We start from the raw sequence: 25,766 nt of genomic DNA on the forward strand, positions 1-25,766 counted from the left end.
GCCGGCCGACGGCGTGCCGGCGAGGAAGGAGTGGGCGTGAGCGAGCGACGTGAGACGATCAGGACCCCCGATCCCGAGACCCTTCCCGACACCGAGATCTTCCATACGGTCTTCGCCCCCTTCGAGGGCATCATCGAGCCCTTCGCGTCCTATGACGATCCCGAGCCGCCGAGCGAGCTCGTCCCCTTCCTGCGCTGGAGCCTGAAGGACGCGCATGTCGCGATCGTCCTCCTCGCGTCGTTCTCGCTGCTCTTCGGGGCGGCGGAGGCGGCGGTGTTCTATCTCATCGGCGGGCTCGTCGACCGGGCCGCGGCGGCGGGACCAGCGGAGATCTTCGCCTCCGAATGGCCCTGGCTCGTCATGCTCCTCGTCGCCGTCCTCGTGGCGAAGCCGGTGATGCAGCTCGGCCAGAGCGCGATGGGCTCGCTGGTGCTCAGTCCGGGCCTCGCCCCGATGACCATCTGGCGGCTCCACCGCCACACGCTCGGCCAGGCGATGCGCTATTTCGAGGAGGACTTCACCGGCCGCATCGCCCAGAAGCAGACGCAGACGGCGACGGCGCTCACCACGGTGGTGATCGACACGCTGACGGGGCTCGGCATGCTCGTCGCCTACCTCGTCTCGATGGCCGCCTTCCTCGGTTCGGCCGAGCCGTGGCTCGCCGTCGTCGTCGGGGTGTGGGTGGTGCTCTTCGCCCTCGCGCTGCGCTGGGGCGTGCCCCGCGTGCGCGCCCGTGCCAAGGCGCGCGCCGCCGCCCGGGCGACGGTCACCGGCCAGCTCGTCGACAGCCTCAGCCACATCAAGACGGTGAAGCTCTTCGCCCACGCCAATCGCGAGGAGGACGCCGCCCGCAAGGCGCTCGCCGGCTTCCGCCAGGCGGGCCTCGCCTTCGGCCGTTCGATGATGACGATGCGCGTCATCATCGCGGCGATGAGCGCCGGCATCACCGTGGTGATGATCCTCGGCGCGCTGTGGTTCTACCACCTCGGCGAGGCGACGATCGGCGTGGTGGCGATGGCCGCGATGATGACGCTACGCCTCACCGCGATGAGCGGCTGGATGGCCCAGTCGGCGCTGACGATCTTCGGCGAGCTCGGCACCATCGAGGACGGCGCCGCCACCCTCTCGCCGAGCCACGAGGTGGTCGACCGGCCGCAGGCGCGCGCGCCGGCGACGACGCGCGGCCACGTGGAGTTCCAGAACGTGACCTTCCGCTATGGCCGCCCCACCGGCGGCGTCGCCGGCCTCGACCTCGACGTCGCGGCGGGTGAGAAGGTCGGTCTCGTAGGCCGCTCGGGGGCGGGCAAGTCCACCGCCGTGTCGCTCCTCCTGCGCCTCTACGACGTGGAGGAGGGGCGCGTCCTGCTCGATGGCGTCGACATCCGCGACCTCACCCAGGACGGTCTGCGGCGGGCGATCTCCACGGTCACGCAGGAGACCGCCATCTTCAATCGCTCCGCCCTCGACAACGTACTCTACGGTCGACCCAATGCCGGCCGCGAGGCGGCCTTCGACGCCGCTCGCCGCGCCCGCGCCCACGAGTTCATCACCGGCCTCAGGGACGGGCGGGGCCGCACCGGCTACGACGCCCATCTCGGTGAGCGCGGGGTGAAGCTCTCCGGCGGCCAGCGCCAGCGCATCGCTCTCGCGCGGGCGATCCTGAAGGACGCGCCGATCCTGGTGCTCGACGAGGCGACCTCGGCGCTCGATTCGGAGGTCGAGGCCGATATTCAGGACGCGCTGAAGGAGGTGATGGCGAACAAGACGGTGCTCGCCATCGCCCATCGTCTGTCCACCATCGCCGCGATGGACCGCATCGTGGTGATGGACGCGGGCCGCGTGGTGGAGGAGGGGCCGCACAAGGAGCTGCTCGCCCGCGGCGGCCTCTATGCCGACCTCTGGTCGCGCCAGTCGGGCGGCTTCCTGGAGGCGGCGGAGTAGGCGGCGGACAGAGAGTGGCGGCGGAGCCGGGTGGCGGAGGAGGGCGCCGGGCCGGTCAGTTCGCGACGCCTGCCCCGGTCGCGAGCGCGACGAGGAGCGCCGACAGCGCCGGCCCCTCCGGCCCGAGCTGGGCGAGATGGCCGCCCTTCGGCAGCGCATGCATGGTGCACGCCCGCATCGCGGCGCACATCTGCGCGGTCATGGCGTAGTCGACGCTGCGGTCGTCCTTCGCCATGACGATGTCGATGGGCGCGGTGATCGCGGCGGTCATCGGGGCGAGCACGTCGGCATAGTCGAAGAGGGCGAGCACCGCGTCGGGTACCAGATAGAAGAAGATCGTCTGGGCGTACTGGGCGGCGCGGGTGGCGTCGTCGGCGCCGGGGTCGGGATCGGGCACGCGGCAGCCGATCGGCGCGATGTCGCAGTAGGAGGCGAACAGGCGGAAGGCCTCGAGGCTGAGCCGGTTCGCCCGCGTGTTCGCCGGAATGTGGAGCGCGGGGGCAAAGAGGATCACCCGCGCTCCCTCCGGCAGGGCCCGGCGGGCGAGGAGGTCGGCCACCACCGCGCCGCCGAAGGAGTGGGCGATGATCGTCACCTCGTCGTAGCCCTCGGCCCGTTCGGCGAGGCGGGCGGCGAGGTCGTCGCGGATCGTGGCCGGGTCGAAGCGGCGGAAGTCGGCGAGGCTGCGGCCATGGAAGGCGAGGAGCGGGGCCCAGACGTCGACGTCGGTGGTGCCGCGGAACGCCTCGAGGAAGGGGGCCATCGTCATCGGCGAGGCGCTGAAGCCGTGCACGAGAACGACGAGATGGCGCGCCCCGCGCGTGACCTCCCGCGTCCCCGCCTTCACGATGATCCCGTCGGCGGTGAAGGCGTTGTGGTGGCGGTGGGTGCGCTCGGCGTTCCACGTATAGAGCGTGCCCGCGGCGAGAACCGCCACGATCAGAACCGCGAGAACGGCGAGGGTCGCGAGGATCCCCCGCCCGAGCCGCCGCAAGCGCCGCGCTGCCATCGCCGTCCTCCCTCGCGGCGCCGGCCGCTCGTTCATTCTGACGGGGCCGGCTGCGCCTGTCGCCCGCCGACGGCCCCGCCGGCACGCCCGTTCGGCGTCCTGCGACGCGGAATTTGTCGCTCGGCAACAAAAGCGCTATATGCGAGCCGCGCGATGCGGCAAACTGCGCAATGGTGCCGGCCGCGCGGCGCACCACCGAACATCGGTGATGACGGGGTTCGAGCCGCTCGTCCTCTTCTTGGGGCGAGCGACCCGATTGATAGGCGTGCCCGACATGTCGGGCAGGAGGAGCATGACGATGACAAGACTGTTGCCCATCGCCGGAACGTCCAACCAGGCCGCTCCCACCGCCAACGCGACCACCATTCGACGTGCTCCGAAAGACGGCCTCTATCGCGCCGATCGCGAGCACGATGCCTGCGGCGTCGGCTTCGTCGCCGACATTCACAACCGGCCCGACCACGCCATCGTGGAGAAGGGCTTGCAGATCCTCGTGAACCTCACCCACCGGGGCGCCGTGGGCGCCGACCCGGAGATGGGTGACGGCGCGGGCATTCTCGTGCGCATCCCGGACCGGCTCTTCCGCGAGGAGGCGGAGCGGCTCGGCTTTTCGCTGCCGCCGGCCGGCGAGTACGCCGTCGGCATGATCTTCCTGCCGCCCGACGACGGCGACCGGCGTGCGGTCGTCGAGCAGGTGGTCGCCGACGAGGGGCAGGTGTTCCTCGGCTGGCGCGAGGTGCCGGTGAACTCCGCCTGCCTGTCGGCGACGGTGCGGGCCTCCGAGCCGACCATCGCGCAGTTCTTCATCGCCCGGGGCGAGGGCGTCGAGGACGAGGACGCCTTCGAGCGCCGCCTCTTCATCGTGCGCAAGGTGATCTCCAACACCGTCTATGACGGCCGTCCGCCGGCTGAGCGCGGCTTCGTGATCTGCTCGCTGTCGTGCCGCACGCTGGTCTACAAGGGCATGTTCCTCGCCCATCAGGTCGGCGCCTACTACGACGACCTGACGGACCCGCGCTTCGAGTCCTCCTTCGCGCTCGTCCACCAGCGCTTCTCGACCAACACCTTCCCCTCGTGGGGCCTCGCCCATCCCTTCCGGATGGTCGCCCACAACGGCGAGATCAACACGCTGCGCGGCAACGTGAACTGGATGGCGGCGCGCCAGGCGACCGCTTCGTCGAAGACGTTCGGCGAGGAGATCTCCAAGCTCTGGCCGATCTCCTACGAGGGCCAGTCCGACACCGCCTGCTTCGACAACGCGCTCGAGTTCCTGGTGCAGGGCGGCTACTCGCTCGCCCACGCCATGGCGATGCTCGTGCCCGAGGCGTGGGCCGGCAACCCGCTGATGAGCCAGGAGCGGCGCGACTTCTACGCCTACCACGCCGCTCTGATGGAGCCGTGGGACGGGCCGGCCGCCATCATCTTCACCGACGGCCGCCAGATCGGCGCGACGCTCGACCGCAACGGCCTGCGTCCGGCGCGCTATTGCGTGACCCACGACGGGCTCGTGGTGCTCGCCTCCGAGGCCGGCGTGCTGCCGATCGAGGACGAGCGCATCGCCGCGAAGTGGCGCCTTCAGCCCGGCAAGATGCTGCTCATCGATCTTGAGGAGCACCGCATCATCTCCGACGAGGAGGTGAAGCGCGAGCTCGCCGAGAAGAACCCCTATGGCGAGTGGCTGCAGCGGACCCAGATCGTGCTCGAGGACCAGCGCACGGTGCGTGCCCGCGCGCCGCGCACCAACGAGTCGCTGCTCGATCGCCAGCAGGCCTTCGGCTACACCCAGGAGGACCTGAAGCTTCTCCTGTCGCCGATGGCGATCACCGGGCAGGAGGCGATCGGCTCCATGGGGACGGACACGCCCCTGTCGGTGCTCTCCGACCGGCCGAAGCTCCTCTACACCTACTTCAAGCAGAACTTCGCCCAGGTCACGAACCCGCCGATCGACCCGATCCGCGAGGAGCTCGTGATGAGCCTCGTGTCGTTCATCGGCCCGCGCCCCAACCTCTTCGACATCGAGGGGACGTGGGACCGCAAGCGTCTCGAGGTGCGTCAGCCCATCCTCACCAACGAGGACCTCGAGAAGATCCGCGAGATCGGCGACATCGCCGACAACCAGTTCCACACGGTGACGCTCGACATCACCTACGCTGCCGAGCGCGGCGCGGAGGGGCTCGCGGCGATGCTCGACCGCCTATGCGCGCGTGCCGAGAAGGCGGTGCACGACGGCTACAACATCATCATCCTGTCGGATCGGCTCCTGTCGCGGAACCGCATCGCCATCCCGGCGCTGCTCGCGACGGCGGGCGTGCACCATCACCTCATCCGCCGCGGTCTCAGGACCTCGGTGGGCCTCGTGGTGGAATCGGGCGAGCCGCGTGAGGTGCACCACTTCGCCGTCCTCGCCGGCTACGGCGCGGAGGCGATCAACCCCTATCTCGCGTTCGAGACGCTGGTGGAGATCCACAACACCTTCCCCGAGGAGGTGGACGACCAGGAGGTCGTGCAGCGTTACATCAAGTCGATCGACAAGGGGCTTCTGAAGGTGATGTCCAAGATGGGCATCTCCACCTACCAGTCCTATTGCGGCGCTCAGATCTTCGACGCCGTCGGCCTCTCGCAGGCCTTCGTCGACCGCTTCTTCTTCGGCACGGCGACGACCATCGAGGGCGTCGGCCTCGCCGAGGTGGCGGAGGAGACGGTGCGGCGCCACACGGTGGCCTTCTCCGAGGACGTGATCCTCGCCCGCTCGCTGGAGGTGGGCGGCGAATATGCCTTCCGCAGCCGCGGCGAGAACCACGTGTGGGTCGCCGACACGGTGGCGAACCTCCAGCACGCCGTGCGCCTCAACTCGCGCGACAAGTTCCGCGACTACACCCGCCTCGTGAACGAGGAGGCGGGCCGCTTCTCGCTGCGCGGCCTCTTCCGCATCAAGACCGCGGAGGAGATCGGCCGCGCGCCGGTGCCGCTCGAGGAGGTGGAGCCGGCCGCGGAGATCGTGAAGCGCTTCGTCACGGGGGCGATGAGCCTCGGCGCCATCTCCAAGGAGGCGCACGAGACGCTGGCGATCGCCATGAACAAGATCGGCGGCCGCTCCAACACGGGCGAGGGCGGCGAGGATCCCTATCGCTTCACCCCCGAGCCGTCGGGCGCCTCCAAGCGCTCCGCCATCAAGCAGGTGGCCTCGGGCCGGTTCGGCGTGACGACCGAATATCTCGTCAACTCCGACCAGATCCAGATCAAGATGGCGCAGGGTGCGAAGCCCGGCGAAGGCGGCCAGCTGCCCGGCCACAAGGTGGACGCCGTCATCGCGCGGCTGCGCTACTCCACGCCGGGCGTCGGCCTCATCTCGCCGCCGCCGCACCACGACATCTATTCGATCGAGGATCTCGCGCAGCTGATCTTCGACCTGAAGAACGTGAACCCGGCGGCGACCATTTCGGTGAAGCTCGTGTCGGAGGTGGGCGTCGGCACGGTGGCGGCCGGCGTCGCCAAGGCGCGCGCCGACCACATCACCATCGCGGGCTATGACGGGGGCACCGGCGCCTCGCCGCTCACCTCCATCAAGCACGCCGGCTCGCCGTGGGAGATGGGGCTCGCCGAGGCGCACCAGACGCTCGTCGCCAACGGCCTGCGCTCGCGCGTCGCGCTGCAGGTCGACGGCGGTCTGCGCACCGGTCGCGACGTCTTCGTCGGGCTGCTGCTCGGTGCCGACGAGTTCGGCTTCTCGACGGCGCCGCTCGTCGCCACGGGCTGCATCATGATGCGCAAGTGCCATCTCAACACCTGCCCGGTGGGTGTCGCGACGCAGGACCCCGTGCTGCGCCGCCGCTTCAAGGGGCAGCCCGAGCACGTCATCAACTTCATGTTCTTCATCGCCGAGGAGCTGCGCGAATTCCTCGCCGCCTCGGGCTTCCGCACCATGGCGGAGGCGACGGGCATGGTGGAGGTGCTCGACCAGCAGAAGCTCGTCGATCACTACAAGGCGAAGGGCCTCGATTTCCGCAAGGTGTTCGTGAAGATGGACGCCCCGATGGAGGAGCAGCGCAACACCACCCATCAGGTCCATCCGATCGATACGGTGATGGACCGCGAGCTGATCGCCGAGGCCCGCCCGGCGCTCGAGAACGGCGAGCACGTGGTGATCGAGAAGACCATCGCGAGCGTCGACCGCACGGTGGGCGCGATGCTCTCCGGCGAGATCGCCAAGGCGCACGGCATGGAGGGGCTGCCCGACGGCTCCATCACGGTGAACCTCACCGGCACCGCGGGCCAGTCCTTCGGCGCGTGGGTGACGCACGGCGTCACGCTCAACCTCACCGGCGACGCCAACGACTATGTCGGCAAGGGGCTTTGCGGCGGCCGTCTCATCGTCAAGCCGAACGAGCGGTCGGGCATCGTGCCGTCCCACTCCATCATCGTGGGCAACACGGTGCTCTACGGCGCGCTCGCCGGCGAATGCTACTTCTCGGGCGTCGCGGGCGAGCGCTTCGCGGTGCGCAACTCCGGCGCCATCGCCGTGGTGGAGGGCGTCGGCGATCACGGCTGCGAGTACATGACGGGCGGCGCCGTGGCGGTGATCGGCCAGACCGGGCGCAACTTCGCCGCCGGCATGTCGGGCGGCGTCGCCTACGTGCTCGACGAGGTGGGCGACTTCGCCCGGCGCTGCAATCTCGCGATGGTGGAGCTCGAGCCGGTGCTCGAGGAGGACGATCTCATGGAGCGCCTCCACCACCACGGCGGCGATCTCGAGACCAAGGGCCGTGTCGACGTCACCGCCGACATGACCCGCCACGACGACGAGAGGCTGCGTCAGATGATCGTCAACCACGTGGAGTGGACGGGCTCGCAGCGCGGCCAGATGATCCTCGACCACTGGGACGAGTATCGCCCGAAGTTCGTCAAGGTGATGCCGGTCGACTACCGCCGCGCGATGGAGGAGATGGAGGCCCAGCGCCTCGGCCTCGCAGCGGAGTAGACTTCCGCGCCCGGTGGCGGACGCTTCGAGCGCCCGCCGCCTCGGTCCACACTCGAGGCGATTGGGCGAGAGGCCGACCTCGAACCAGCGCCATGGCGGGAGACTGGCCCCGAGCCGATCTCATCCGCCGCGCTGCCGATCCACCTCCACGCTGACGCGGCCGGTGGCGATGGGGAGGGGGGCCCCGGGCTTGTGTACGCGCACACGAACGCGCTCGATCCGGGGGTCGAAGGCGAGAACGCGCTCGGCGACGGCGCCGGCAAGGCGCTCGATCAGGCGGAAGCGCGTCCGCGTCACCACCTCCTCGACCACGCCCACCAGCTCGGCATAGTTCACCGTCAGCGCGATCTCGTCCTTGCGGCCGGCCGGGTCGAGGTCGAGATAGCAGCTGAGATCGATGTGGAAGCGTTGGCCGAGCCGCGCCTCCTCCTCGTGCACCCCGTGGTAGGCAAAAAAGGCGAGGTCTTCCAGATGGATCGCGTCCAACTCATCACTCCGTCGATCGGGCCGGCGGGCCCGCTGGCGGGGGAGCCTTCCGAGGCCGCCCCTTGAACTATCGTCACGTCTATCACGCCGGAAACTTCGCCGACGTTCTGAAGCACGCCGTGCTCGCGCGTCTGGTGGACTATCTGAAGCGCAAACCCAAGCCGTTCCGCGTGATCGACACGCACGCGGGCGTCGGCCTCTATGACCTCTCCAGCGAGGCGGCGCAGAAGACCGGAGAATGGCGGGGCGGCATCGGCCGCCTCATCGAGGCGCCGCTTCCCGCCGACGCCGCGGCGCTGCTCGCCCCCTATCTCGACATCGTCGCCGAGATCAACGAGGGGCCGCTCACGCGCTATCCGGGCTCGCCGCTCCTCGTGCGCATGCTGCTGCGGCGCGAGGATCGGCTGTCGGCGATCGAGCTGCACCCTGAGGACTACGAGCGCCTCGCCGCGCTCTTCGCCGGCGATCGTCAGACCCGCGTGACGCGGCTCGACGGGTGGCTCGCCCTCGGCGCCCACGTACCGCCGAAGGAGCGGCGCGGCCTCGTCCTCGTCGACCCGCCGTTCGAGCTCGCGGGCGAGTATGAGCGGATGGTGGACGGGCTCGTCGCCGCCCACAAGCGCTTTCAGAGCGGCCTCTACTGCCTCTGGTATCCGCGCAAGGCGGGGGCTCCGGTCGCCGACTTCCATCGGCGGCTGCGGCGCAGCGGCATCGGCGACATCCTCGTCGCCGAGCTCGACGTGCGCAGCGAGAGCGCGCCGGGCCTCGCCGGCTCCGGCGTCGTGGTGGTCAACCCGCCCTATGTGCTCGAGGGCGAGCTCGCGACGCTGCTGCCGGTTCTCGCCGATCGGCTGGGCGAGGACGCGTCGGCCGCCCACCGCCTCTTCCGTCTCGCCGGGGAAGATTGAGCCACGGATCGGCGCTCATGGGTGCGGACAGGTGACGACGGTGGCGACACCGCATAGGCTGGCCGTCCACGGACCGGACTGACCCCCCATGCTCATCGAATTCATCGTCAAAAGCATTCTCATCGGCGTCGGCGCCACAGTGATCTTCGACCTCTGGGTGCTCTTCCTGGCACGGACATTTGGGCTGCCCGGCGCCAACTGGACCTTCGGCGGACGCTGGTTCGCCCACATTCCGCGCGGCACGATCGTGCACGAGAGCATCGCCACGGCGGCGCCGATCGCCGGGGAGACGGCGATCGGCTGGATCATGCACTACGTCACCGGGATCGTGTTCGCGGCCGTGCTCATCCTCATCTGGGGGCTCGGGTGGACCGAGAACCCCACCCTCGGCCCGGCGATGGTGGTGGGCATCACCACCGTGCTCCTCGGCTGGTTCGTGATGAGCCCGGGCATGGGCGGGGGCATTGCCGCGAGCCGCCGGCCGAACGCGTGGACGGTCCGCGGCCTCAATCTCGCGGCCCACGTGGTGTTCGGCCTCGGGCTGTGGGTGAGCGCGCTGCTCGTCGCGGCGGCCTGAGACTCACGCGCTTCCGGCGCGACCCTTCCAGTAGAAATGGGCGACGGTGGCGAGGTGGTCGTCCATCGCGGCTTCGGCCGCGACGTGGTCGCGCCGGGCGATGGCCTCGAAGATCGCCCGGTGCTGGACGATGACGTTCTCCCGCGTCGAGCCGGCGGCGGCCGACACGGTGCGCTGCCCGTGGAGCCATTCGCCGAAGGCGGTGTTGACGGCGAGATAGGTGCTGTTCTCGCACGCTTCGGCGATCGCGCTGTGGAAGGCGATGTCGGTCGCGACGAAGGTCGGAGCGTCGGGCGCGTCCTCGTTGGCCGCGAGCGCGGCGCGGATCGCCTCCAGCCGCTCCGCGCTCGCCATCTTGGCCGCCTGCCGGGCGAGGCCGATCTCGAAGAGGGCGCGTGCCTCCTGGAGCTCGCGCGCGCCTTCGGGGCGATTGAGGAGGAGGCGCGCGATGCCGGAGAGCTCGCGCACCATCATGTCGGCCTTCGGCTCCCCCACGCGGGGCACGGCGCCGCTCGAGGTGTGGATCAGCCCCTTGCGCTGGAGCACGAAGAGCGCCTCGCGCACGCTGCCCCGTCCGGTTCCGAAGCGCTCCATCAGCTCGCGCTCGGAGGGGAGGCGGTCGCCCACCTTGAGGTGTCCCGAAACGATGGCGAGCTCGATGTGATCGGCGATCTCCTCGAACTTGCGTCGCTTGGAGCCGGTGGCTGCGAGCCCTCGTGCCATGCTTCCCCCTGGCGGCTGTGGCGGACGGTCAGTGCGCCGCAGGCGCGACGAGCGGTGCCGCGTCGACGCCGAGCGTCTCGGCCGCACCGACCACGTCGTTGATCGTGTCGGCGGCGAGCAGGATGCCGGCGGCGTCGTAGTCGGCGGCGATGTCGTTTTCGACCTCGCCCGGCACGAGGAGCCGGTCGACGCCGGCGCGGCGGCGCGATCCGTGCACCTCGTCGATGGCGGCGTCGACGCGGCGGCGGAACGTGTCGAGCGGCACGAAGGCGTCGATGTCGATGGCGGCGAAGAACTGGCCGTCGCTGCCGGGCGTCGGCCCGTCGACCATGTTGCCGGTCTCGGTGCCGTAGCCGGTGTCGGCGAGGAAGCTCGCGAGCATGCCGATCGCCATTCCGAGCGCCACCCCCTTGTGGCCGCCGATCGGCTGGATGAGCCCGGCCATCGCCGCCGCGGCGTCGGTGGTGGGGTGGCCGTCGGTGTCGAAGGCCCAACCTTCGGGGATCGGCGTACCCTTTTGGTGATAGACGCGGATCTTGCCGTGGGCGGTGGCGCCGAAGGCGAAGTCGAGGACGAAGTCCGGGTGGCGGCCGGCGGGCAGCGCGATCGAGAGGGGATTGATGCCGACGATCTTGTCGGTCCCGCCGAGCGGGGCCATCGTCGGCAGCGCATTGGTGCCGGCGAGCCCTACGAGGCCGGCGCGGCTCGCGCGCAGCGTGTACCAGTCGAGCGCGCCGCAGTGGTTGGAGTTGCCGAGCGCGGCGAAGGCGATGCCGGCGGTGCGCGCCCGCTCCATGGCGCGGTCCATGGCGAAGGTGCCGCCGATCTGACCCATCGTGTTGGCGCCGTCCACGCGGATGGCGCCGCCGCGCTCGCTGACGACGCGCGGCGCGCCGCGCGGGTCGACGCCCTCGCGGGTGAGCTTGCCGACATAGTCCGGCACCCGCAGCACGCCGTGGGAGTGGACGCCCCGCCGGTCGGAGTGGACGAGCGTCTCGCCGAGGAGGCGCGCGTCGGCCGCGCGCATGCCGCATCGTTCGAAGATGGCGGCGACGACGGTCTGAAGCGCCGCCGCCGAGACGCGGCGGTCGCCCGCCGCCCGCGGATAGATGGCCATCCTATCGGATCGCTTCGACCGCCGCGACCTGCTCGGGTGTCCACGGCACGTCGCCGGAGGTGAGGAGGGGCATCATCGCCTCGCGGAAGGGGGCGCGGTCGACCTCCACCACCTCGATGCCGAGCTCGGTGGCGAAGTCCTCGGCAAGGCGCAACTCCGCCTGGCGCACGTCTTCGGTCGCCTTCGCGGCGGCCTCGGCGTAGACCTCGGCGAAGATCGTCTGGTCGTCCGCGCCGAGCGAGCGCCACTTGGGGCCGGCCATCAGCGTCACGAGGCTGTCCATAAGGTGCCCCGTCAGCATGATGTGCGACTGCACCTCGTAGAACTTCTTTTCCAGGATGGTGGGGAGGGGGTTCTCCTGTGCGTCGACGACCCCCTGCTGCAGCGCCAGATAGACCTCGGCGAAGGCGATCGGGGTGGGATTGGCGCCGACCGAGCGGGGAAAGAGCAGGTACATCTTGGCGTTCGGCACGCGCATCTTGAGCCCCTTCATGCTTTCGGGGGTCGGCAGCGCCTTGTTGGCGGTGAGGTGGCGGGCGCCGTAGTAGGTGAGGCCCAGCACCTCGTGGCCCGACTGCGCCTCGAAGGTGCCGGAGATCTCGGCGAAGACGGGGCTGTCGCGATAGGCCTTCCAGTGGTCGAAGTCGCGGAACATGTAGGGGGCGCTGGAGATCGCCATCGGGCCGTAGACGCTGCTCGCGTAGAAGGAGCCCGTGTAGGACATGTCGATGGTGCCGAGCGCGAGGCCTTCGAAGATCTCCGCCTCCTTGCCGAGCGAGGAGGCGGGGAACACCTCCACGGTGTGCCGTCCGTCGGTCCGGCTCGCGATCTCGTCGGCGGCCCATTCGGCCCACTTGTGATAGATCGAGTTGGCCTCGTAGACGTGCGCGAAGCGGAATTCGTCGGCGAGCGCCGTCGTTGCGACGGCGCCGGCGAACGCGGCGACCAGCGCCGCCCTCAGAGCCTGTGATCTCATGCTGTCCTCCCGGTCAATCTTGTCTCGCCGAACCGGCGTGGCGCGGTGTCGCGCGCGCTTCGGCGTTTTTTCTTGCTGAATGGTATGACAGGTTTGTCGAGGTACCGATAGTCCATAGAGTTCACAAAGACGGCGCTGAGAAATGATCTCTCGCCAGTTGGTATGACAGGATGAGTGAGGCCGTTATCCGGCCACCGGCGTGCCGGGTGCGTTGTTTTGGCGTGTGGCACGCGATCGGTTAGAATACGTCCAAGTCTTCCCGCACGAGGTTCCCGATGTTCCTGCGCACCCTCGCCGTCGCCGCGGCTATCGCGGCGGCCACGGTGGCTGCTAGCGCTGCCGAGCGGCTCGACGACACGTCCCGCATCGCCGTTCTCTCCGCCTTCGAGCCGGAGTGGCTGATGCTGCAGGAGATGGTGGAGGGGCGCGCCGATCATCTCGACAACGGGGTGCGCTACGTGACCGGCTCGATCGAGGGGCGCGACGTGGTGCTCCTCCTGTCCGGCATCGGCATGGTGAACGCGGCGATGACGGCGCAGATGGCGATCGACCGGTTCGACCTCACCGGCATCGTGTTCTCCGGCATTGCCGGCGGCGTCGACCCGGCGCTCAACGTGGGGGACGTCGTGGTGCCGGAGCACTGGGGCTCCTACCTCCACATGGTGTTCGCCCGCGAGACCGAGGACGGCGGCTTCGCCGTGCCGCCCTTTCTGTCGGCGCCGTTCGCGAATTTCGGCATGATCTTTCCGCAGAACGAGCAGGTGCGGCACGAGGGCGAGGAGACGCCGCAGTCCCGCTTCTGGTTCGACGTCGATCCCGACTATCTCGCCGCGGCGCGGGAGGCGGCGGCGAGGGTGGTGCTCAATCCCTGCCGCGAGGCGGGGGTGTGCCTCGAAGGCACACCTCAGATCACCGTCGGGGGCAATGGCGTCTCAGGCTCCGCATTTGTCGACAACGCCGATTTCCGCCGCTATGTGTTCGACACCTTCGCGGCGCGCGTCATCGACATGGAAAGCGCCGCCGTCGCGCAGGTCGCCTTCGCCAACGGGGTGCCCTTCATCGCCTTCCGCTCGCTGTCGGATCTCGCCGGCGGCGGGGAGGGGAGCAACGAGCTGCCGATTTTCTTCGCCATCGCCGCGGAGAATTCGGCGACGCTCGTCGCCGAATTCCTGCACGCCAGCAGCGAGGACGGCGAGGTCACACCGCTTAGCGACAAGACGTCGGACGATACGGCCGCGTCGACGCCGCAGTGAGGCGAGGCGGGACGACGGACGGCACGACTCAAGGGGAGTGGTTCTCCGGCACTTTACGATCTGCCGCGGGATGAATAATCCGCGACGGACGCGACAGGAAACGAACGTATGGGCAAGGTCACTGGGTTTCTGGAAATCGACCGGCAGGAGCTGAAGTATCAGCCCGCCGCCGACCGCATCCGGCACTTCAAGGAGTTCACCCTTCCGCTGTCGGACCCGGAGGTGGAGCGGCAGGCTGCGCGCTGCATGGATTGCGGCATTCCGTTCTGCCAATCCGACGTCGGCTGCCCGGTCGACAACCAGATCCCCGACTGGAACGACCTCGTCTACCATCAGGACTGGCAGGAGGCCGCGCGCAACCTCCATTCCACCAACAACTTCCCCGAGTTCACCGGCCGCGTCTGCCCCGCGCCGTGCGAGGAGGCGTGCACGCTCAACATCGAGAACACGCCCGTCGCCATCAAGGCGGTGGAACAGGCGATCGCCGACAAGGCCTGGGAGAATGGCTGGATCGTGCCGCAACCGCCGCTGCGCCTCACCGGCAAGAAGGTGGCGGTGATCGGCGCCGGCTCCGCCGGCCTCGCCGCGGCCCAGCAGCTCGCCCGCGTCGGCCACGACGTGCACGTCTTCGAGCGCTACGCCCGCCCGGGCGGCCTGCTGCGCTACGGCATTCCCGACTTCAAGATGGAGAAGGCGAACATCGACCGGCGCTGCGATCAGCTCGCCGGCGAGGGCGTCGTCTTCCACTATAACGAGGACATCGGCGCGGAGCGGATGCGCGAGCTCGTCGCAAGCTTCGACGCCGTGCTTCTGACGACCGGTGCCGAGCGCCCGCGCGATCCCGGCCTGCCGGGGGTGGAGCTCGAGGGCGTCCACTACGCGATGCCCTTCCTGGTGCAGCAGAACCGCCGCGTCGGCCGGGAGAACATCGCCGAGCCCGAGATCGATGCCGCCGGCAAGCACGTCGTCGTCGTCGGCGGCGGCGACACGGCGTCGGACTGCATCGGAACCTCGATCCGCCAGGGAGCGCTCGCCGTCACCCAGCTCGACATCCGCCCGATGCCGCCGATCCGCGAGAACAAGGACATCGTTTGGCCCTACTGGCCGACCAAGTTCCGCACCTCCTCCTCCCAGGCGGAGGGGGCGGACCGGGAGTTCGCCGCCGCGACGCTCGAGATCGTCGGCAACAAGAAGGGCCGGGTCAGCCACGTGCGCTGCGCCCGGGTGGATGAGAAGCGCAGGCCGATCGAAGGGACGGAGTTCGACATCCGCGCCGATCTCGTGCTCATCGCCATCGGCTTCTCCGGTCCGATGCTCGACACCTACGCCAAGGCGTACGATTTCGAGCTCGACGCGCGCACCAACATTGCAGCGAACACCACCGACTACCGCACCAACATCCCCAAGGTCTATGCGGCCGGGGACGTGAGGCGTGGTCAGAGCCTCGTCGTCTGGGCGATCCGCGAGGGCCGGCAGGCCGCCCGCGCCATCGACCTCGACCTGATGGGCTCCACGACGCTCCCCCGTTGAGGGCGCGCAAGCTCCTCGCGGTCGCATTCACGGTAGGTCTGGGTGCGATCGGTGGGCTGATCTTCTACGCGCTGCACCTGCCGGCGGCCTTCCTCACCGGCAGTGCCGTGGCGGTGACCATCGGCGTTCTCGCCCATGCGCCGCTGTCGCTGCCGAACCCGCTGCGGGCGCTGACCTTCTCGATCCTCGGCACCATGATGGGCGCCGGCATCGATCCCGAAGCGCTGACTCAGCTCGTCACGCTGCCGGTCGCCCTCGTCGGTCTGCTGCTCGTCATCGTCGGGGCGACGGCGGCCGGCTACGCCATGCTGCGCTATATCGGCGGCTGGGACCCGCTCACCGCCCTCTGCGGCTCCATCCCGGGCAACTTCTCGGTGGTGATGGCGGTCTCGTCCGACCGCGGGGCGCGGATGGAGCAGGTGGTGATGGCCCAGGTCACCCGCCTCTTCATCCTCGTCTCGGTGCTTCCCTTCGTGTTCGGCACGGGCGAGCACGGCGTGGGCCGACCCACCGCGCCGCCGGACTATACGATCCTCGACGTGCTGGAGACCGTCCTCGTCGCCGGAATGTCGGCCTTCACCGCCATCAAGCTGCGCCTGCCGGCGCCGGCGATGCTCGGCCCACTCCTCGTCTCCACCATCTTGTCCACCACCGGCCTTCTCACCATCGCCGTGCCGCTCTGGCTGTCGTCGGCCGCCTTCACGGTGCTCGGCGCCTCGGTGGCGGTGCGCTTCTCCACGATCCGGCGGGAGGGCTTCAGGCGGATGCTCCTCGCCTCGCTCGCCTCCTTCGTCGCCGCCTTTGCCGTGGCGATGGCGATCGCCGTCGTGGTGTCACTTCTCATTGACCAGCCGCTCGGGGCGATCTTCCTCGGCTATGCGCCGGGTGGGCTCGATGCTATGATCGGGCTCTCCTTCCTCCTCGGCTTCGAGGTCGCGTTCGTGGCGGTGCTCCACGCGGCGCGCATGATCCTCCTGTCACTCGGGATGCCGCTTTTCGTGGCTGTGATGATGCGCCGCGCCGACCGCAATCGGAACGCGTCGACCAGAAAGAGCCGCTGAGGCATTCCCATCGGGCGGTGCACCGCTCTTCGAAGGACATCATCATGAATGCTGAACGGCCCGACGACGGCCCGCCACCTCTTGGCATGCCGATGGGCGAGTTCGTCGCCTTGATGGCCATCCTGATGGCGCTCACCGCGCTGTCGACCGACATCATGTTGGGGGTGCTGCCCGACATCGCCGCGGACTTCTCGCTCGAGGGTGCCAACGAGCAGCAGTTCATGATCACCGTCTACATGATCGCGTTCGCTGTCGGCCACGTGTTCGTGGGGCCGCTGTCGGACCGGCTCGGGCGCAAGCCGGTGCTGATCGGTGGCCTTCTCGTCTACGCCGTCGGCTCGGTGATCGCGATCCTCGCCCACAGCTACACGCTCCTGCTGGTGGCGCGGGCGATCCAGGGCTTCGGCGCGTCGGCGCCACGGGTGGTGGCGGTGGCGGTGGTGCGCGACCGCTTCGTCGGCCGCGCCATGAGCCAGGTGATGAGCTTCGTGATGACGGTGTTCATCATGCTGCCGGTCATCGCTCCCGCGCTCGGCAGCATCATCGCGGCCTCCGGCTCGTGGCACCCGATCTTCACCTTCCTCCTGGTGGTCGCGATCGCGACGACGGCTTGGGTGATGCTGCGCCTGCCGGAGACCAACCCGGTGTCGGGGGAGGGGGCGCGGGCGCCCGTCGGCCTGCGCCTCGCCCTCGAGACCATTGTCGAGAGCCGCCAGACGATGGGCTACATGCTGGCGCTCGGCTTCGTGTTCGGCTGCCTCGTCACCTACATCACCTCCACGCAGCAGCTGTTCGCCGACGTCTACGGCATCGTGCGCTGGTTCCCGGCGGTGTTCGCCTCGGTCGCCGGCGGCATGATGGTGGCGACCCTCGTCAACGCCCGCCTGGTGCGGCACGCCGGGATGCGGCGTCTGTCGCACGGCGGGCTCATCGCCCTCGTTGTCGTGTCGGTGGTCATGAACGTCGTGGGGTTGGCCCTCGACGGTCCGCTGCCGATCTGGCTCCTCGTCGCCTACCTTGCCACATGCTTCTTCCTGGCCGGCCTGGTGATGCCCAACTTCAACGCCATCGCGATGGAGCCGCTCGGGCGCATCGCGGGCACCGGATCGGCCTTCATCGGCTTCGTGATGACGGGAATCGGCGCGATCCTCGGCGGCGCTGTGGGGCAGCTCTACGACGGCACGCCGCAGCCGCTGCTCCTCGGTTTCCTCGTCTATTCGACGGTGTCGCTCACCGTCGTGATGGTGACGGAGCGCGGCCGTCTCCTCGAGCCGGCGAAGGTGCACGCAACTCGATAGCAGAAAATCAACCGGAGGGTGTAGAAGGGCCGATATTTTGTGCTACCTTATTCGCCAGCTAAGCATGGAGGAGCCGATGTCGGCAGAGGCACGCAAGGCTGCGCTGGAACGCAAGCATGCAGCTCTTGAGGCGGAACTCCACTCTCTTTCGGCGCAGCCGGGCCGCGATAGCCTGGCCGCGACGGAGCTGAAGCGCGAAAAGCTCAGATTGAAGGACGAGATCTCTCGACTCAGAAACTAGCCCTCCACCCGCCGTCCGAGCTTCGGGCTCGGCTGGTCGGTTCCCCACGCTCAGCCGATTCCGGCCGCGGAGCGCGGGGCTGAGGCTGGTCGTCCCCAAGCACAGGTCTGGTGGGCCGGCGCTGCGGCGCGGCACCTTGTCGCAGGTCCGTTGGTGTCGTCCGCTCATGCCTCCCCGCGGTTGCCGCTCGTAGGCGGCGCTGCTGCGCGGGAGCATTCGGGTGGTCGGCCGTAGCGCGCGGACGGGGCACGCCATCGGGCCGATTGAACGGCACTCGCTCGCACATCGTGGCGAGGCCTGCGGGCGTCGGCTCGGTGCGTCGACCTTGGTCGGAGAGAGCTGCCGACTGACCGGCACTGCGGCGGCAGGTCGTCTGATGGGCTGCCCGACGGCTCCCGTCGCGACGAAAGGCTCGTCGCGCCGCCCGTCATCGCTCGGACGGCTGGCTCGGGCGGGCGTCGTGGCGGCGAGGGCACGGCCCGTCCCGTGCTTCGGACGGACACACCGACCGGCGTCGCTCGTCGCGACGCTGGCTGCATGGTGGTGTCGCTCGTCGCGTACTGCTCGCGGCGCGGCGGAGGCATGGTCTCTTGCACGCGGCTTGGACGACGCGCCGATCCGGCAGGCCGTGGCTGGGGTATGGTCTCTATCCGTGGCGAGGCGGGCGAGTTGTCGCAGCGCCGCCAGGTTCGCTCCATGCGTGTGCCCCCGGTGTCCGGTCGGGGGCGTTTCCACCATTCGGCGCATTGGCGTCCGGCACCGGGGGCGGCCTCGCTCGCTTCCGCCGGCCCGAACTGCCGGTTTGCGCGCCCTGTGGGTTGGTGGCATCGTTCGCGCAGCGCCAACAGAGCGCGCCGCGAGGAGAACGCCATGCCCGGGGAATATGCAGCCACAATGGACGCGTGGCGCCAGGATCCTTACGCCTTCTGGCTCGATGCATCCCGTGCGATCGACTGGATCGAGCCCCCGAAAGCCGTCTTCGACGCCACCACCGGTGCCTACGGCCGCTGGTTTCCCGATGCCGTCTGCAACACCTGCTGGAATGCCGTCGACCGGCACGTGCCGACGCGCGGCCACCAGCTGGCGGTGATCCACGATTCCCCGCTCACCGGCACCATCACGCGCTGGACCTACGCCGATCTCGCCGTCCGCGTCGGGGCGATGGCCGCTGTGCTCACCGACTTCGGCATCAAGAAGGGCGATCGGGTGATCGTCTACATGCCGATGATCCCCGAGACGCTCGTTGCGATGCTCGCCTGCGCCCGCGTCGGGGCCATCCATTCGGTGGTGTTCGGCGGATTCGCCGCCCGCGAGCTCGCCGCCCGCCTCGACGATTCCGAGCCCTCTCTCATCCTCGCAGCCTCCTGCGGCATCGAGCCCGGCCGCCTCGTGCCCTACGAGGACCTCGTCAACGAGGCGCGCGAGATCGCGACCTGCAAGCCTCCGGTGCTGATGTTCCAGCGCCCCCACCATCCGGCCCGGCTCGATGGGCCCGACACCCACGACCTCGGCTCGCTCTACGAGGCGGCGCTCGCCGCCGGCCGCACCGTGCCGTGCGAGCCGCTGATGGGCACCGATCCCCTCTATATCCTCTATACCTCCGGCACCACCGGCCACCCGAAAGGCGTGGTGCGCGACAATGCCGGCCACATGGTGGCCCTCGCCTGGTCGATGACCAACGTCTACGGCATCAAGCCCGGCGAGGTGTTCTGGGCCGCCTCCGACGTCGGCTGGGTGGTGGGCCACTCCTATATCGTCTACGCGCCGCTCCTCATCGGCGCGACCACCGTCCTCTACGAGGGCAAGCCCGTCGGCACTCCCGACGCCGGCGCGTTCTGGCGGGTGATCGCCGAGCACGACGTGAAGGCGCTGTTCACCGCGCCGACCGCCATCCGCGCCGTGAAGAAGGAGGATCCCGACGGCAAGCTGCCCGCCGAGTACGACCTCTCCGGCTTCCGCGCCCTGTTCCTCGCCGGCGAGCGGGCCGATCCCGCCTCGATCGCCTGGGCCGAGCAGGCTCTCAACGTTCCCGTCCTCGATCATTGGTGGCAGACGGAGACCGGATGGGCGATCGTCGGCAATCCGTTCGGGCTGGAGCCGCTGCCGGTCAAGCCGGGATCGCCGACCAAGCCGATGCCGGGCTACGACGTCGTCATCCTCTCCGACGCCGGCGAGGAGCTGTCGCAGGGCCGTCTCGGCAACGTGGTGATCCGCCTGCCGCTGCCGCCCTCGTGCCTGCCCACCCTCTGGGGCGACGACGAGCGCTTCCGCTCCGCCTACCTCACGCGCTTCGAGGGCTTCTACAACACCTCCGACGCCGGCCTGATCGACGAGGACGGCTACGTCTTCATCATGGCGCGCACCGACGACGTCATCAATGTCGCCGGCCACCGCCTCTCCACCGGCGTGATGGAAGATGTGCTGACCTCCCATCCCGCGGTGGTGGAATGCGCCGTCGTTGGTGCCGACGATCCCATCAAGGGTCAGGTGCCCGTCGGCTTCGTGGTGGTGAAACCCGGCACGTCCGTCGACGGGCTCGAGGCCGAACTTGTGGCGAAAGTGCGTCACGAGGTGGGTCCCGTCGCCGCCTTCAAACACGTGATCGCCGTCCCGCGCTTGCCAAAGACCCGTTCGGGCAAGACGTTGCGCGCCACGATGAAGAAGATTGCCGACGGAGAGGCCTACACCATGCCTGCCACCATCGATGATCCGGGCGCCCTCGCCGATATCGAAAACGCCATGACGCAGCGCAGCGAATCGGCGTGAGGGGGCTCGACGGCAAGGTCGCCATCGTCACCGGCGGCGCCCGCGGGATCGGGCGCGCCATCGCTGAGCGCCTCTGTGCCGAGGGCAGCAAGGTCATGATCGCCGACCTCGACGCCGCCGCCGGCCAGAAGGTGGCCCGGGCGATCGGCAGCGAAGATTGCATCCGCGCCACCGAGTGCGACGTCGCCGAGAAGCTCGACGTGCGCAACCTCCTCGCAGCGACGCGCGATGCCTTCGGCCCCATCGACGTGCTCGTCAACAACGCCGGCATCGTCGGCGGCGCCGAGTTTCTCGACCTCAAGGAGGACGACTTCGACCGCGTGATGGCGGTGAACCTCAAGGGCGCCTTCATCCTCAGCCAGGCCGTCGCCCGCCACATGGTGGAGCGGGTCAAGGCGGGGGAGACGCCGGGCGCGATCGTCAACATGAGCTCGGTGAACGCCGTCTTCGCGCTGCCCACCCAGGTCGCCTACTCGATCTCCAAGGCGGGGATCTCGCAATTGACCCGGGTCGCCGCCCTGTCGCTCGCGCCCTACGGCATCCGCGTCAACGCCGTCGGGCCCGGCTCGATCATGACCGACATGCTCGCCAGCGTGAACAAGGACGCCGAGGCGCGACGGGTGGTGATGTCGCGCACCCCGATGCGTCGTATCGGCGCGCCGGAGGAGATCGCCTCCATCGTCGCCTTCCTCGCCTCGGAGGAGGCGAGCTACATGACCGGCCAGACGGTGTTCGCCGACGGTGGCCGCCTGCCGCTCAACTATACCGTCCCGACCGAGGCCTAGCCGCCCGGCCAGCGACCCGCCGGTGTCGGCTCCCCTTGCTGGCCATTGGCGGGCGCCGGACGTAGGGTGTGCGGACGAACCGGCGAGCCGGCCTGTCGACGACGCCGACGGGCGCCTATCTACGTCGGAAGATCATGACAAGACGCACTGCACGCGTGGCGCGTGGCTGGAGGGACGGACATGACGGCGGCAATGGTCGGGTGGGCCCACACTCAATTCGGCAAGCTGAGCGAGGAGACGGTCGAGTCCCTCATCGTGCGCGTCGCCAACGAGGCGATGGAGGATGCCGGCATCGGTCCGGAGGACATCGACGAGATCGTGCTCGGCCACTTCAACGGCGGCTTCTCGGCGCAGGACTTCACCGCCTCGCTGGTGCTCCAGGCCGACGAGCGGCTGCGCTTCACCCCCGCGACACGCGTTGAGAACGCCTGTGCCACGGGGTCCGGGGCCATTCATCAAGGCATCAAGACCATCGCCGCCGGCTCGGCTCGCTTCGTGCTCGTCGTCGGCGTGGAGCAGATGACGGCGACGCCGGGCCCGCAGATCGCCGAGAACCTGCTGCGTGCGGCCTACCTCAAGGAGGAGGGCGGGATTCCGGCGGGCTTCGCTGGCGTGTTCGGGCAGATCGCCGGCCTCTATTTCCAGCGCTACGGCGATCAGGCGGACGCTCTCGCCAAGATCGCCGCCAAGAACCACGCGAACGGGGTGAAGAACCCCTACGCGCAGATGCGCAAGGATCTCGGCTACGAGTTCTGCCGCACCGAGAGCGACAAGAACCCCATCGTCGCCGGCCCGCTGAAGCGGACGGACTGTTCCCTCGTCTCCGACGGCGCGGCCGCCGTCGTTCTCGCCGATATTCCGACGGCTCTGTCGCTGAAGAAGGCCGTCGCCTTCCGTGCAACGGCCCACGTGCAGGATTTCCTGCCCCTGTCGCGCCGCGACATCGTGCGCTTCGAGGGTTGCCGCGAGGCCTGGACCCGCGCCCTCGGTGACGCGCGGGTGGGGCTTGAGGATCTCTCCTTCGTGGAGACGCACGACTGCTTCACCATCGCCGAGCTGATCGAGTACGAGGCGATGGGCCTTGCGAAGGAAGGCGAGGGCGCCCGCGCCATCGAGGAGGGGTGGACGCTGCCCGATGGCAAGCTGCCGGTGAACGTCTCCGGCGGCCTCAAGTCGAAAGGCCATCCGATCGGCGCCACGGGCGTGTCGATGCACGTCATCAGCGCCATGCAGCTCACCGGGACGGCGGGCGACATGCAGCTGCCGAAGGCCGAGCTCGGCGGCATCTTCAACATGGGCGGCGCAGCGGTCGCCAACTACGTGTCGATCCTGCAGCCGCTCAAGAGCGCCTGAGGTTCACCCGCCGTTCAGCGGCCGGGGCCTAGAGGGTATTTGTGCTGACCTGAGGGTCGGCCCGTTCCGATTGCACGATGCCTTTCGGCGCCGCCGGCGTGATCACCGCGCCGGCGGACTTTGATGGTGGAGTAGGGGCGATGAGACCACGCGAGTTGACGGCGGTCACGCGTTTCGGCCTCGGACCAAAGCCCGGCGATATCGCGGCTCTTGCCGGCGACCCTGTCGGCTACGTTCGTGAGCAGTGCTTCCGGCCAAACTCGGCGCTGATCACCGGGCCGGATCTGCCGGACTCCGATACGATCCGCAACGACTTCGTTCGCCTGCAGGGGACGTTCCGAGAGGCGCGTCTGTCATTGAAGAAGAGGGGCAGCGACGAGGACGCGCGGGACGATTTCCAAAGCGCGGCGAAGGAACGCAACCTCGCCGGGCGCAACATCCAGGCGGCCGAGATCGGCGCCCGCTACGCTCATGGGCTCGCGACGGACGACCCGTTCGTGGAGCGGCTCGTTCTCTTCTGGGCGAACCACTTCGCCGTGCATCGTCTGAAATCGCCCGTCATGCGCTTCGTGACGGGAGCGTTCGAGCGCGAGGCGATCCGCCCCTACGTGCTGGCCAACTTCTCCGACATGCTCGCCGCGACGACGACGCATCCAGCGATGCTGCACTACCTCGACAACGATGGCTCCGTCGCGGCCGACAGTGCCCTCGGGCGTCGTCGTAAGTCGCGCGTCAACGAGAACCTCGCCCGCGAGCTCTTGGAGCTGCACACCCTCGGCGTCGATGGTGGCTACACCCAGGCCGATGTGATCGCCGTGGCGCACGTCCTTGCGGGGTGGAACAGCGGGATGTCAGCGAAAAAGCGGTCAGCTTTCCAGAAGACATGGCACGCGTTCGGCCCGCGCACCATTCTCGGCAAGACCTATCGGGAAAGTGGGAAGAGGCAGATCAAAGCCGTGCTCGCGGATCTCGCCCAGGCGCCGGCGACCGCCCGCCACATCTCCCGCAAGCTCGCCCGTCACTTCGTTGGCGACAATCCGCCGCCGGCGCTCGTCGACGCGCTCACCAAGTCCTATCTCGCATCGGGTGGCGACCTGCGCGAGGTGACCTTGACGCTCGTTGAGAGCGACGCGGCATGGTCGGGCGACGCGGTGAAGGCTGTGCCGCCCTACGATTTCATCGTCGCAGCCGGACGGGCGATGCGGCTGAACAAGCTGCCACCCCACTTCGTGATGGTGTCGGCCCGCGATCTCGCGCAGGAGATCTGGGGCCCACCGTCGCCGGCGGGCTGGCCGGACGACGACGGCGCCTTTCTCGGCGGCGACGCCCTTCTGGAGCGTGTCGACTTCACCCGGGCCGTCAGCCAGCGGTTCGGCCGGGACGTCGACCCGCGCCAGCTCGCGCGCCAGCTCTTCGGCGATGCGCTCGATCCCTTCGTGGCCGAAGCGGTCGCGCGCGCCGAGGACCGCAACCAAGCCATGGTCCTTCTCTTGATGAGCCCTGCGTTCCAACGGAGATAGTCCCCGTGTTTGAGCATCCTACACGACGCGGCGTTCTGACCGGTGCCCTCGCTTTCACCGCGTGGGCGACCATTCCGAAGATTGCCGTCGCCGCCGGTCCGCGCGATCCGCGGCTGGTGGTGGTGGTCCTGCGCGGGGCGCTCGACGGCATCGCCGCCGTCGCCCCCGTCGGCGATCCGCACTATGCGGCGTTGCGCGAAGAGTTCGCCTTTCCCACGAGCGGCCCGGACGTCGGTACGCGTCTCGACGACTTCTTCGTCCTGAACAGCCGGCTTCCGACCGTCGCCGAGCTCTACGGCAAGGGCGAGGCGCTGTTCGTCCACGCGGCCCACAGCCCCTACCGCGAGCGCTCCCACTTCGATGGGCAGGATGTGCTCGAGAACGGCACCACCTCGCCGATCCACCACCGGGACGGCTGGCTCGGCCGCGCCATCGCCATGCTGCCGGGGGACAGCACGATCGCGAGCCACGGCGCGTTCGCGGCCGCGAGCTCGACCCCCCTCCTGATGCGCGGCGCATCGAACGTCGTCACCTATCTGCCGGCGGGTCTGCCGGCCGCGTCCGACGACACGCGAGCGCGTCTCCTGTCGATGTACGAGCATACCGATCCGGTGCTCGCCGGCATTCTCGCCAGCGGTCTCGAGCTCGAAAAGGTGACGGGCTCGGAGAGCGAGGTGCAGATGGAAGTCGACGCCGGCATGATGGGCATGGAGGTGGGAGGACGCGATCGGCAGATCGTGTCGGCCGCGACCGCCGCGGGCCGCGCCATGGCGCTCGACGATGGGCCGCGCGTCGGCTTCCTCGACATGGTGGGCTTCGACACTCACCGCGGGCAGAGGGTGATCGACGGGCAGCTCGGCAACACGCTGAGCGGCCTCGACACGGCGCTTCTGGCGCTGCGCAACGCGCTCGGCGACACCTGGCGCGACACCGTGGTGGCGGTGATCACGGAGTTCGGCCGCACCGTGCGCATGAACGGCTCGTGGGGTACCGATCACGGCACGGCGACGGTCGCGATGCTCCTCGGCGGCGCGGTCAAGGGCGGCCGCGTGATCGCCGACTGGCCGGGCCTTGCCGAGAACGCCCTCTACGAAGGGCGGGACCTCGCCCCCACCACCGATCTGCGGGCGGTGCTGAAGGGGGCTCTGCGCGACCACATGGGCTTCGATCTCGGCCCCCTCGGGACCACGGTGTTCCCCGACACCGCCGACGTGCGACCCCTCGACGGCCTGATCCGGAGCTGA

Annotated in this window: 19 protein-coding genes; 14 read left to right on the forward strand and 5 right to left on the reverse strand. The window is 69.2% G+C overall.

What is annotated here, in order from left to right:
* Nucleotides 1-36 precede the first annotated feature (36 nt).
* Nucleotides 37-1,941 (forward strand): ABC transporter ATP-binding protein, encoded by a 1,905-nt coding sequence (locus JCR33_RS08880; RefSeq protein ID WP_211110169.1) that lies wholly within the window; start codon nt 37-39, stop codon nt 1,939-1,941.
* Nucleotides 1,942-1,996: 55 nt separating this feature from the next.
* Here the strand turns inward: JCR33_RS08880 and JCR33_RS08885 are convergent, their stop codons facing one another.
* Complete coding sequence (locus JCR33_RS08885) at nt 1,997-2,950, reverse strand: alpha/beta hydrolase (RefSeq protein WP_198881696.1); 954 nt, start codon at nt 2,948-2,950, stop codon at nt 1,997-1,999.
* A gap of 292 nt (nt 2,951-3,242) precedes the next feature.
* Here JCR33_RS08885 and gltB point away from each other — a divergent pair, with 292 nt between their 5' ends.
* Nucleotides 3,243-7,928, forward strand: a complete 4,686-nt coding sequence (gene gltB / locus JCR33_RS08890) for a glutamate synthase large subunit (protein WP_198881697.1) — start codon at nt 3,243-3,245, stop codon at nt 7,926-7,928.
* Between the two features lie 120 nt (nt 7,929-8,048).
* Here the strand turns inward: gltB and folB are convergent, their stop codons facing one another.
* The gene (folB, locus tag JCR33_RS08895; protein ID WP_198881698.1) at nt 8,049-8,414 is read right to left on the reverse strand and encodes a dihydroneopterin aldolase; all 366 of its coding nucleotides are present in this window, start codon (nt 8,412-8,414) and stop codon (nt 8,049-8,051) included.
* Between the two features lie 62 nt (nt 8,415-8,476).
* On the opposite strand from folB, the gene JCR33_RS08900 reads away from it, so the two are divergent.
* On the forward strand, nt 8,477-9,322 hold the full coding sequence (locus JCR33_RS08900; RefSeq protein ID WP_198881699.1) for a 23S rRNA (adenine(2030)-N(6))-methyltransferase RlmJ: 846 nt from the start codon (nt 8,477-8,479) through the stop codon (nt 9,320-9,322).
* An 88-nt stretch (nt 9,323-9,410) separates the two neighbouring features.
* Nucleotides 9,411-9,899, forward strand: a complete 489-nt coding sequence (locus tag JCR33_RS08905) for a DUF2938 domain-containing protein (protein WP_198881700.1) — start codon at nt 9,411-9,413, stop codon at nt 9,897-9,899.
* Between the two features lie 3 nt (nt 9,900-9,902).
* Here JCR33_RS08905 and JCR33_RS08910 read toward each other — a convergent pair whose 3' ends face one another.
* Genes JCR33_RS08910 through JCR33_RS08920 form a run of 3 tightly spaced genes read right to left on the reverse strand, consistent with a single transcriptional unit; the run spans nt 9,903 to nt 12,715 of the window.
* Nucleotides 9,903-10,622 (reverse strand): FCD domain-containing protein, encoded by a 720-nt coding sequence (locus JCR33_RS08910; RefSeq protein WP_198881701.1) that lies wholly within the window; start codon nt 10,620-10,622, stop codon nt 9,903-9,905.
* 28 nt (nt 10,623-10,650) lie between these two features.
* Entirely contained in the window at nt 10,651-11,739 is a 1,089-nt protein-coding gene (locus JCR33_RS08915) for an Ldh family oxidoreductase (RefSeq protein ID WP_198881702.1), read from the reverse strand.
* Nucleotide 11,740: 1 nt separating this feature from the next.
* Nucleotides 11,741-12,715 carry a sialic acid TRAP transporter substrate-binding protein SiaP gene (locus JCR33_RS08920; RefSeq protein WP_198881703.1) on the reverse strand — a complete coding sequence of 325 codons (975 nt, stop codon included), beginning with the start codon at nt 12,713-12,715 and terminating at the stop codon, nt 11,741-11,743.
* A 275-nt stretch (nt 12,716-12,990) separates the two neighbouring features.
* Between JCR33_RS08920 and JCR33_RS08925 the strand changes: the two genes are divergently transcribed.
* From JCR33_RS08925 to JCR33_RS08970, 10 genes are all read left to right on the forward strand, one after another.
* Nucleotides 12,991-13,968, forward strand: a complete 978-nt coding sequence (locus JCR33_RS08925) for a 5'-methylthioadenosine/S-adenosylhomocysteine nucleosidase (RefSeq protein ID WP_198881704.1) — start codon at nt 12,991-12,993, stop codon at nt 13,966-13,968.
* 108 nt (nt 13,969-14,076) lie between these two features.
* Entirely contained in the window at nt 14,077-15,498 is a 1,422-nt protein-coding gene (locus tag JCR33_RS08930) for a glutamate synthase subunit beta (RefSeq protein WP_198881705.1), read from the forward strand.
* On the forward strand, nt 15,495-16,559 hold the full coding sequence (locus JCR33_RS08935; protein ID WP_198881706.1) for an AbrB family transcriptional regulator: 1,065 nt from the start codon (nt 15,495-15,497) through the stop codon (nt 16,557-16,559). The genes JCR33_RS08930 and JCR33_RS08935 overlap by 4 nt, the downstream gene beginning before the upstream one ends.
* 44 nt (nt 16,560-16,603) lie before the next feature.
* Nucleotides 16,604-17,857 carry a multidrug effflux MFS transporter gene (locus tag JCR33_RS08940; protein WP_198881707.1) on the forward strand — a complete coding sequence of 418 codons (1,254 nt, stop codon included), beginning with the start codon at nt 16,604-16,606 and terminating at the stop codon, nt 17,855-17,857.
* Nucleotides 17,858-17,933: 76 nt separating this feature from the next.
* Nucleotides 17,934-18,098 carry a YdcH family protein gene (locus JCR33_RS08945; RefSeq protein ID WP_198881708.1) on the forward strand — a complete coding sequence of 55 codons (165 nt, stop codon included), beginning with the start codon at nt 17,934-17,936 and terminating at the stop codon, nt 18,096-18,098.
* Between the two features lie 894 nt (nt 18,099-18,992).
* The gene (locus tag JCR33_RS08950) at nt 18,993-20,864 is read left to right on the forward strand and encodes an AMP-binding protein (RefSeq protein WP_232372448.1); all 1,872 of its coding nucleotides are present in this window, start codon (nt 18,993-18,995) and stop codon (nt 20,862-20,864) included.
* The gene (locus tag JCR33_RS08955; RefSeq protein ID WP_198881710.1) at nt 20,861-21,649 is read left to right on the forward strand and encodes an SDR family NAD(P)-dependent oxidoreductase; all 789 of its coding nucleotides are present in this window, start codon (nt 20,861-20,863) and stop codon (nt 21,647-21,649) included. Before JCR33_RS08950 ends, JCR33_RS08955 begins: the two co-directional genes overlap by 4 nt.
* A 180-nt stretch (nt 21,650-21,829) precedes the next feature.
* Nucleotides 21,830-23,002 (forward strand): acetyl-CoA acetyltransferase, encoded by a 1,173-nt coding sequence (locus JCR33_RS08960; RefSeq protein WP_198881711.1) that lies wholly within the window; start codon nt 21,830-21,832, stop codon nt 23,000-23,002.
* A 140-nt stretch (nt 23,003-23,142) separates the two neighbouring features.
* Entirely contained in the window at nt 23,143-24,522 is a 1,380-nt protein-coding gene (locus JCR33_RS08965) for a DUF1800 domain-containing protein (protein WP_198881712.1), read from the forward strand.
* Between the two features lie 5 nt (nt 24,523-24,527).
* Nucleotides 24,528-25,766, forward strand: a complete 1,239-nt coding sequence (locus JCR33_RS08970) for a DUF1501 domain-containing protein (protein WP_198881713.1) — start codon at nt 24,528-24,530, stop codon at nt 25,764-25,766.

It is taken from the genome of Acuticoccus mangrovi (assembly GCF_016411865.1).
GTDB lineage: Bacteria > Pseudomonadota > Alphaproteobacteria > Rhizobiales > Amorphaceae > Acuticoccus > Acuticoccus mangrovi.

What these genes read in the sequence shown, in the direction of transcription:
- JCR33_RS08965 (WP_198881712.1), top strand. Translation starts at nt 23,143, where the DNA reads ATGAGACCACGCGAGTTGACGGCGGTCACGCGTTTCGGCCTCGGACCA.
- JCR33_RS08945 (WP_198881708.1), top strand. Translation starts at nt 17,934, where the DNA reads ATGTCGGCAGAGGCACGCAAGGCTGCGCTGGAACGCAAGCATGCAGCT.
- JCR33_RS08950 (WP_232372448.1), top strand. Translation starts at nt 18,993, where the DNA reads ATGGACGCGTGGCGCCAGGATCCTTACGCCTTCTGGCTCGATGCATCC.
- JCR33_RS08930 (WP_198881705.1), top strand. Translation starts at nt 14,077, where the DNA reads ATGGGCAAGGTCACTGGGTTTCTGGAAATCGACCGGCAGGAGCTGAAG.
- JCR33_RS08960 (WP_198881711.1), top strand. Translation starts at nt 21,830, where the DNA reads ATGACGGCGGCAATGGTCGGGTGGGCCCACACTCAATTCGGCAAGCTG.
- JCR33_RS08905 (WP_198881700.1), top strand. Translation starts at nt 9,411, where the DNA reads ATGCTCATCGAATTCATCGTCAAAAGCATTCTCATCGGCGTCGGCGCC.
- JCR33_RS08940 (WP_198881707.1), top strand. Translation starts at nt 16,604, where the DNA reads ATGAATGCTGAACGGCCCGACGACGGCCCGCCACCTCTTGGCATGCCG.
- gltB (WP_198881697.1), top strand. Translation starts at nt 3,243, where the DNA reads ATGACGATGACAAGACTGTTGCCCATCGCCGGAACGTCCAACCAGGCC.
- JCR33_RS08885 (WP_198881696.1), bottom strand. Translation starts at nt 2,950, where the DNA reads ATGGCAGCGCGGCGCTTGCGGCGGCTCGGGCGGGGGATCCTCGCGACC.
- JCR33_RS08920 (WP_198881703.1), bottom strand. Translation starts at nt 12,715, where the DNA reads ATGAGATCACAGGCTCTGAGGGCGGCGCTGGTCGCCGCGTTCGCCGGC.
- JCR33_RS08915 (WP_198881702.1), bottom strand. Translation starts at nt 11,739, where the DNA reads ATGGCCATCTATCCGCGGGCGGCGGGCGACCGCCGCGTCTCGGCGGCG.
- JCR33_RS08925 (WP_198881704.1), top strand. Translation starts at nt 12,991, where the DNA reads ATGTTCCTGCGCACCCTCGCCGTCGCCGCGGCTATCGCGGCGGCCACG.
- JCR33_RS08910 (WP_198881701.1), bottom strand. Translation starts at nt 10,622, where the DNA reads ATGGCACGAGGGCTCGCAGCCACCGGCTCCAAGCGACGCAAGTTCGAG.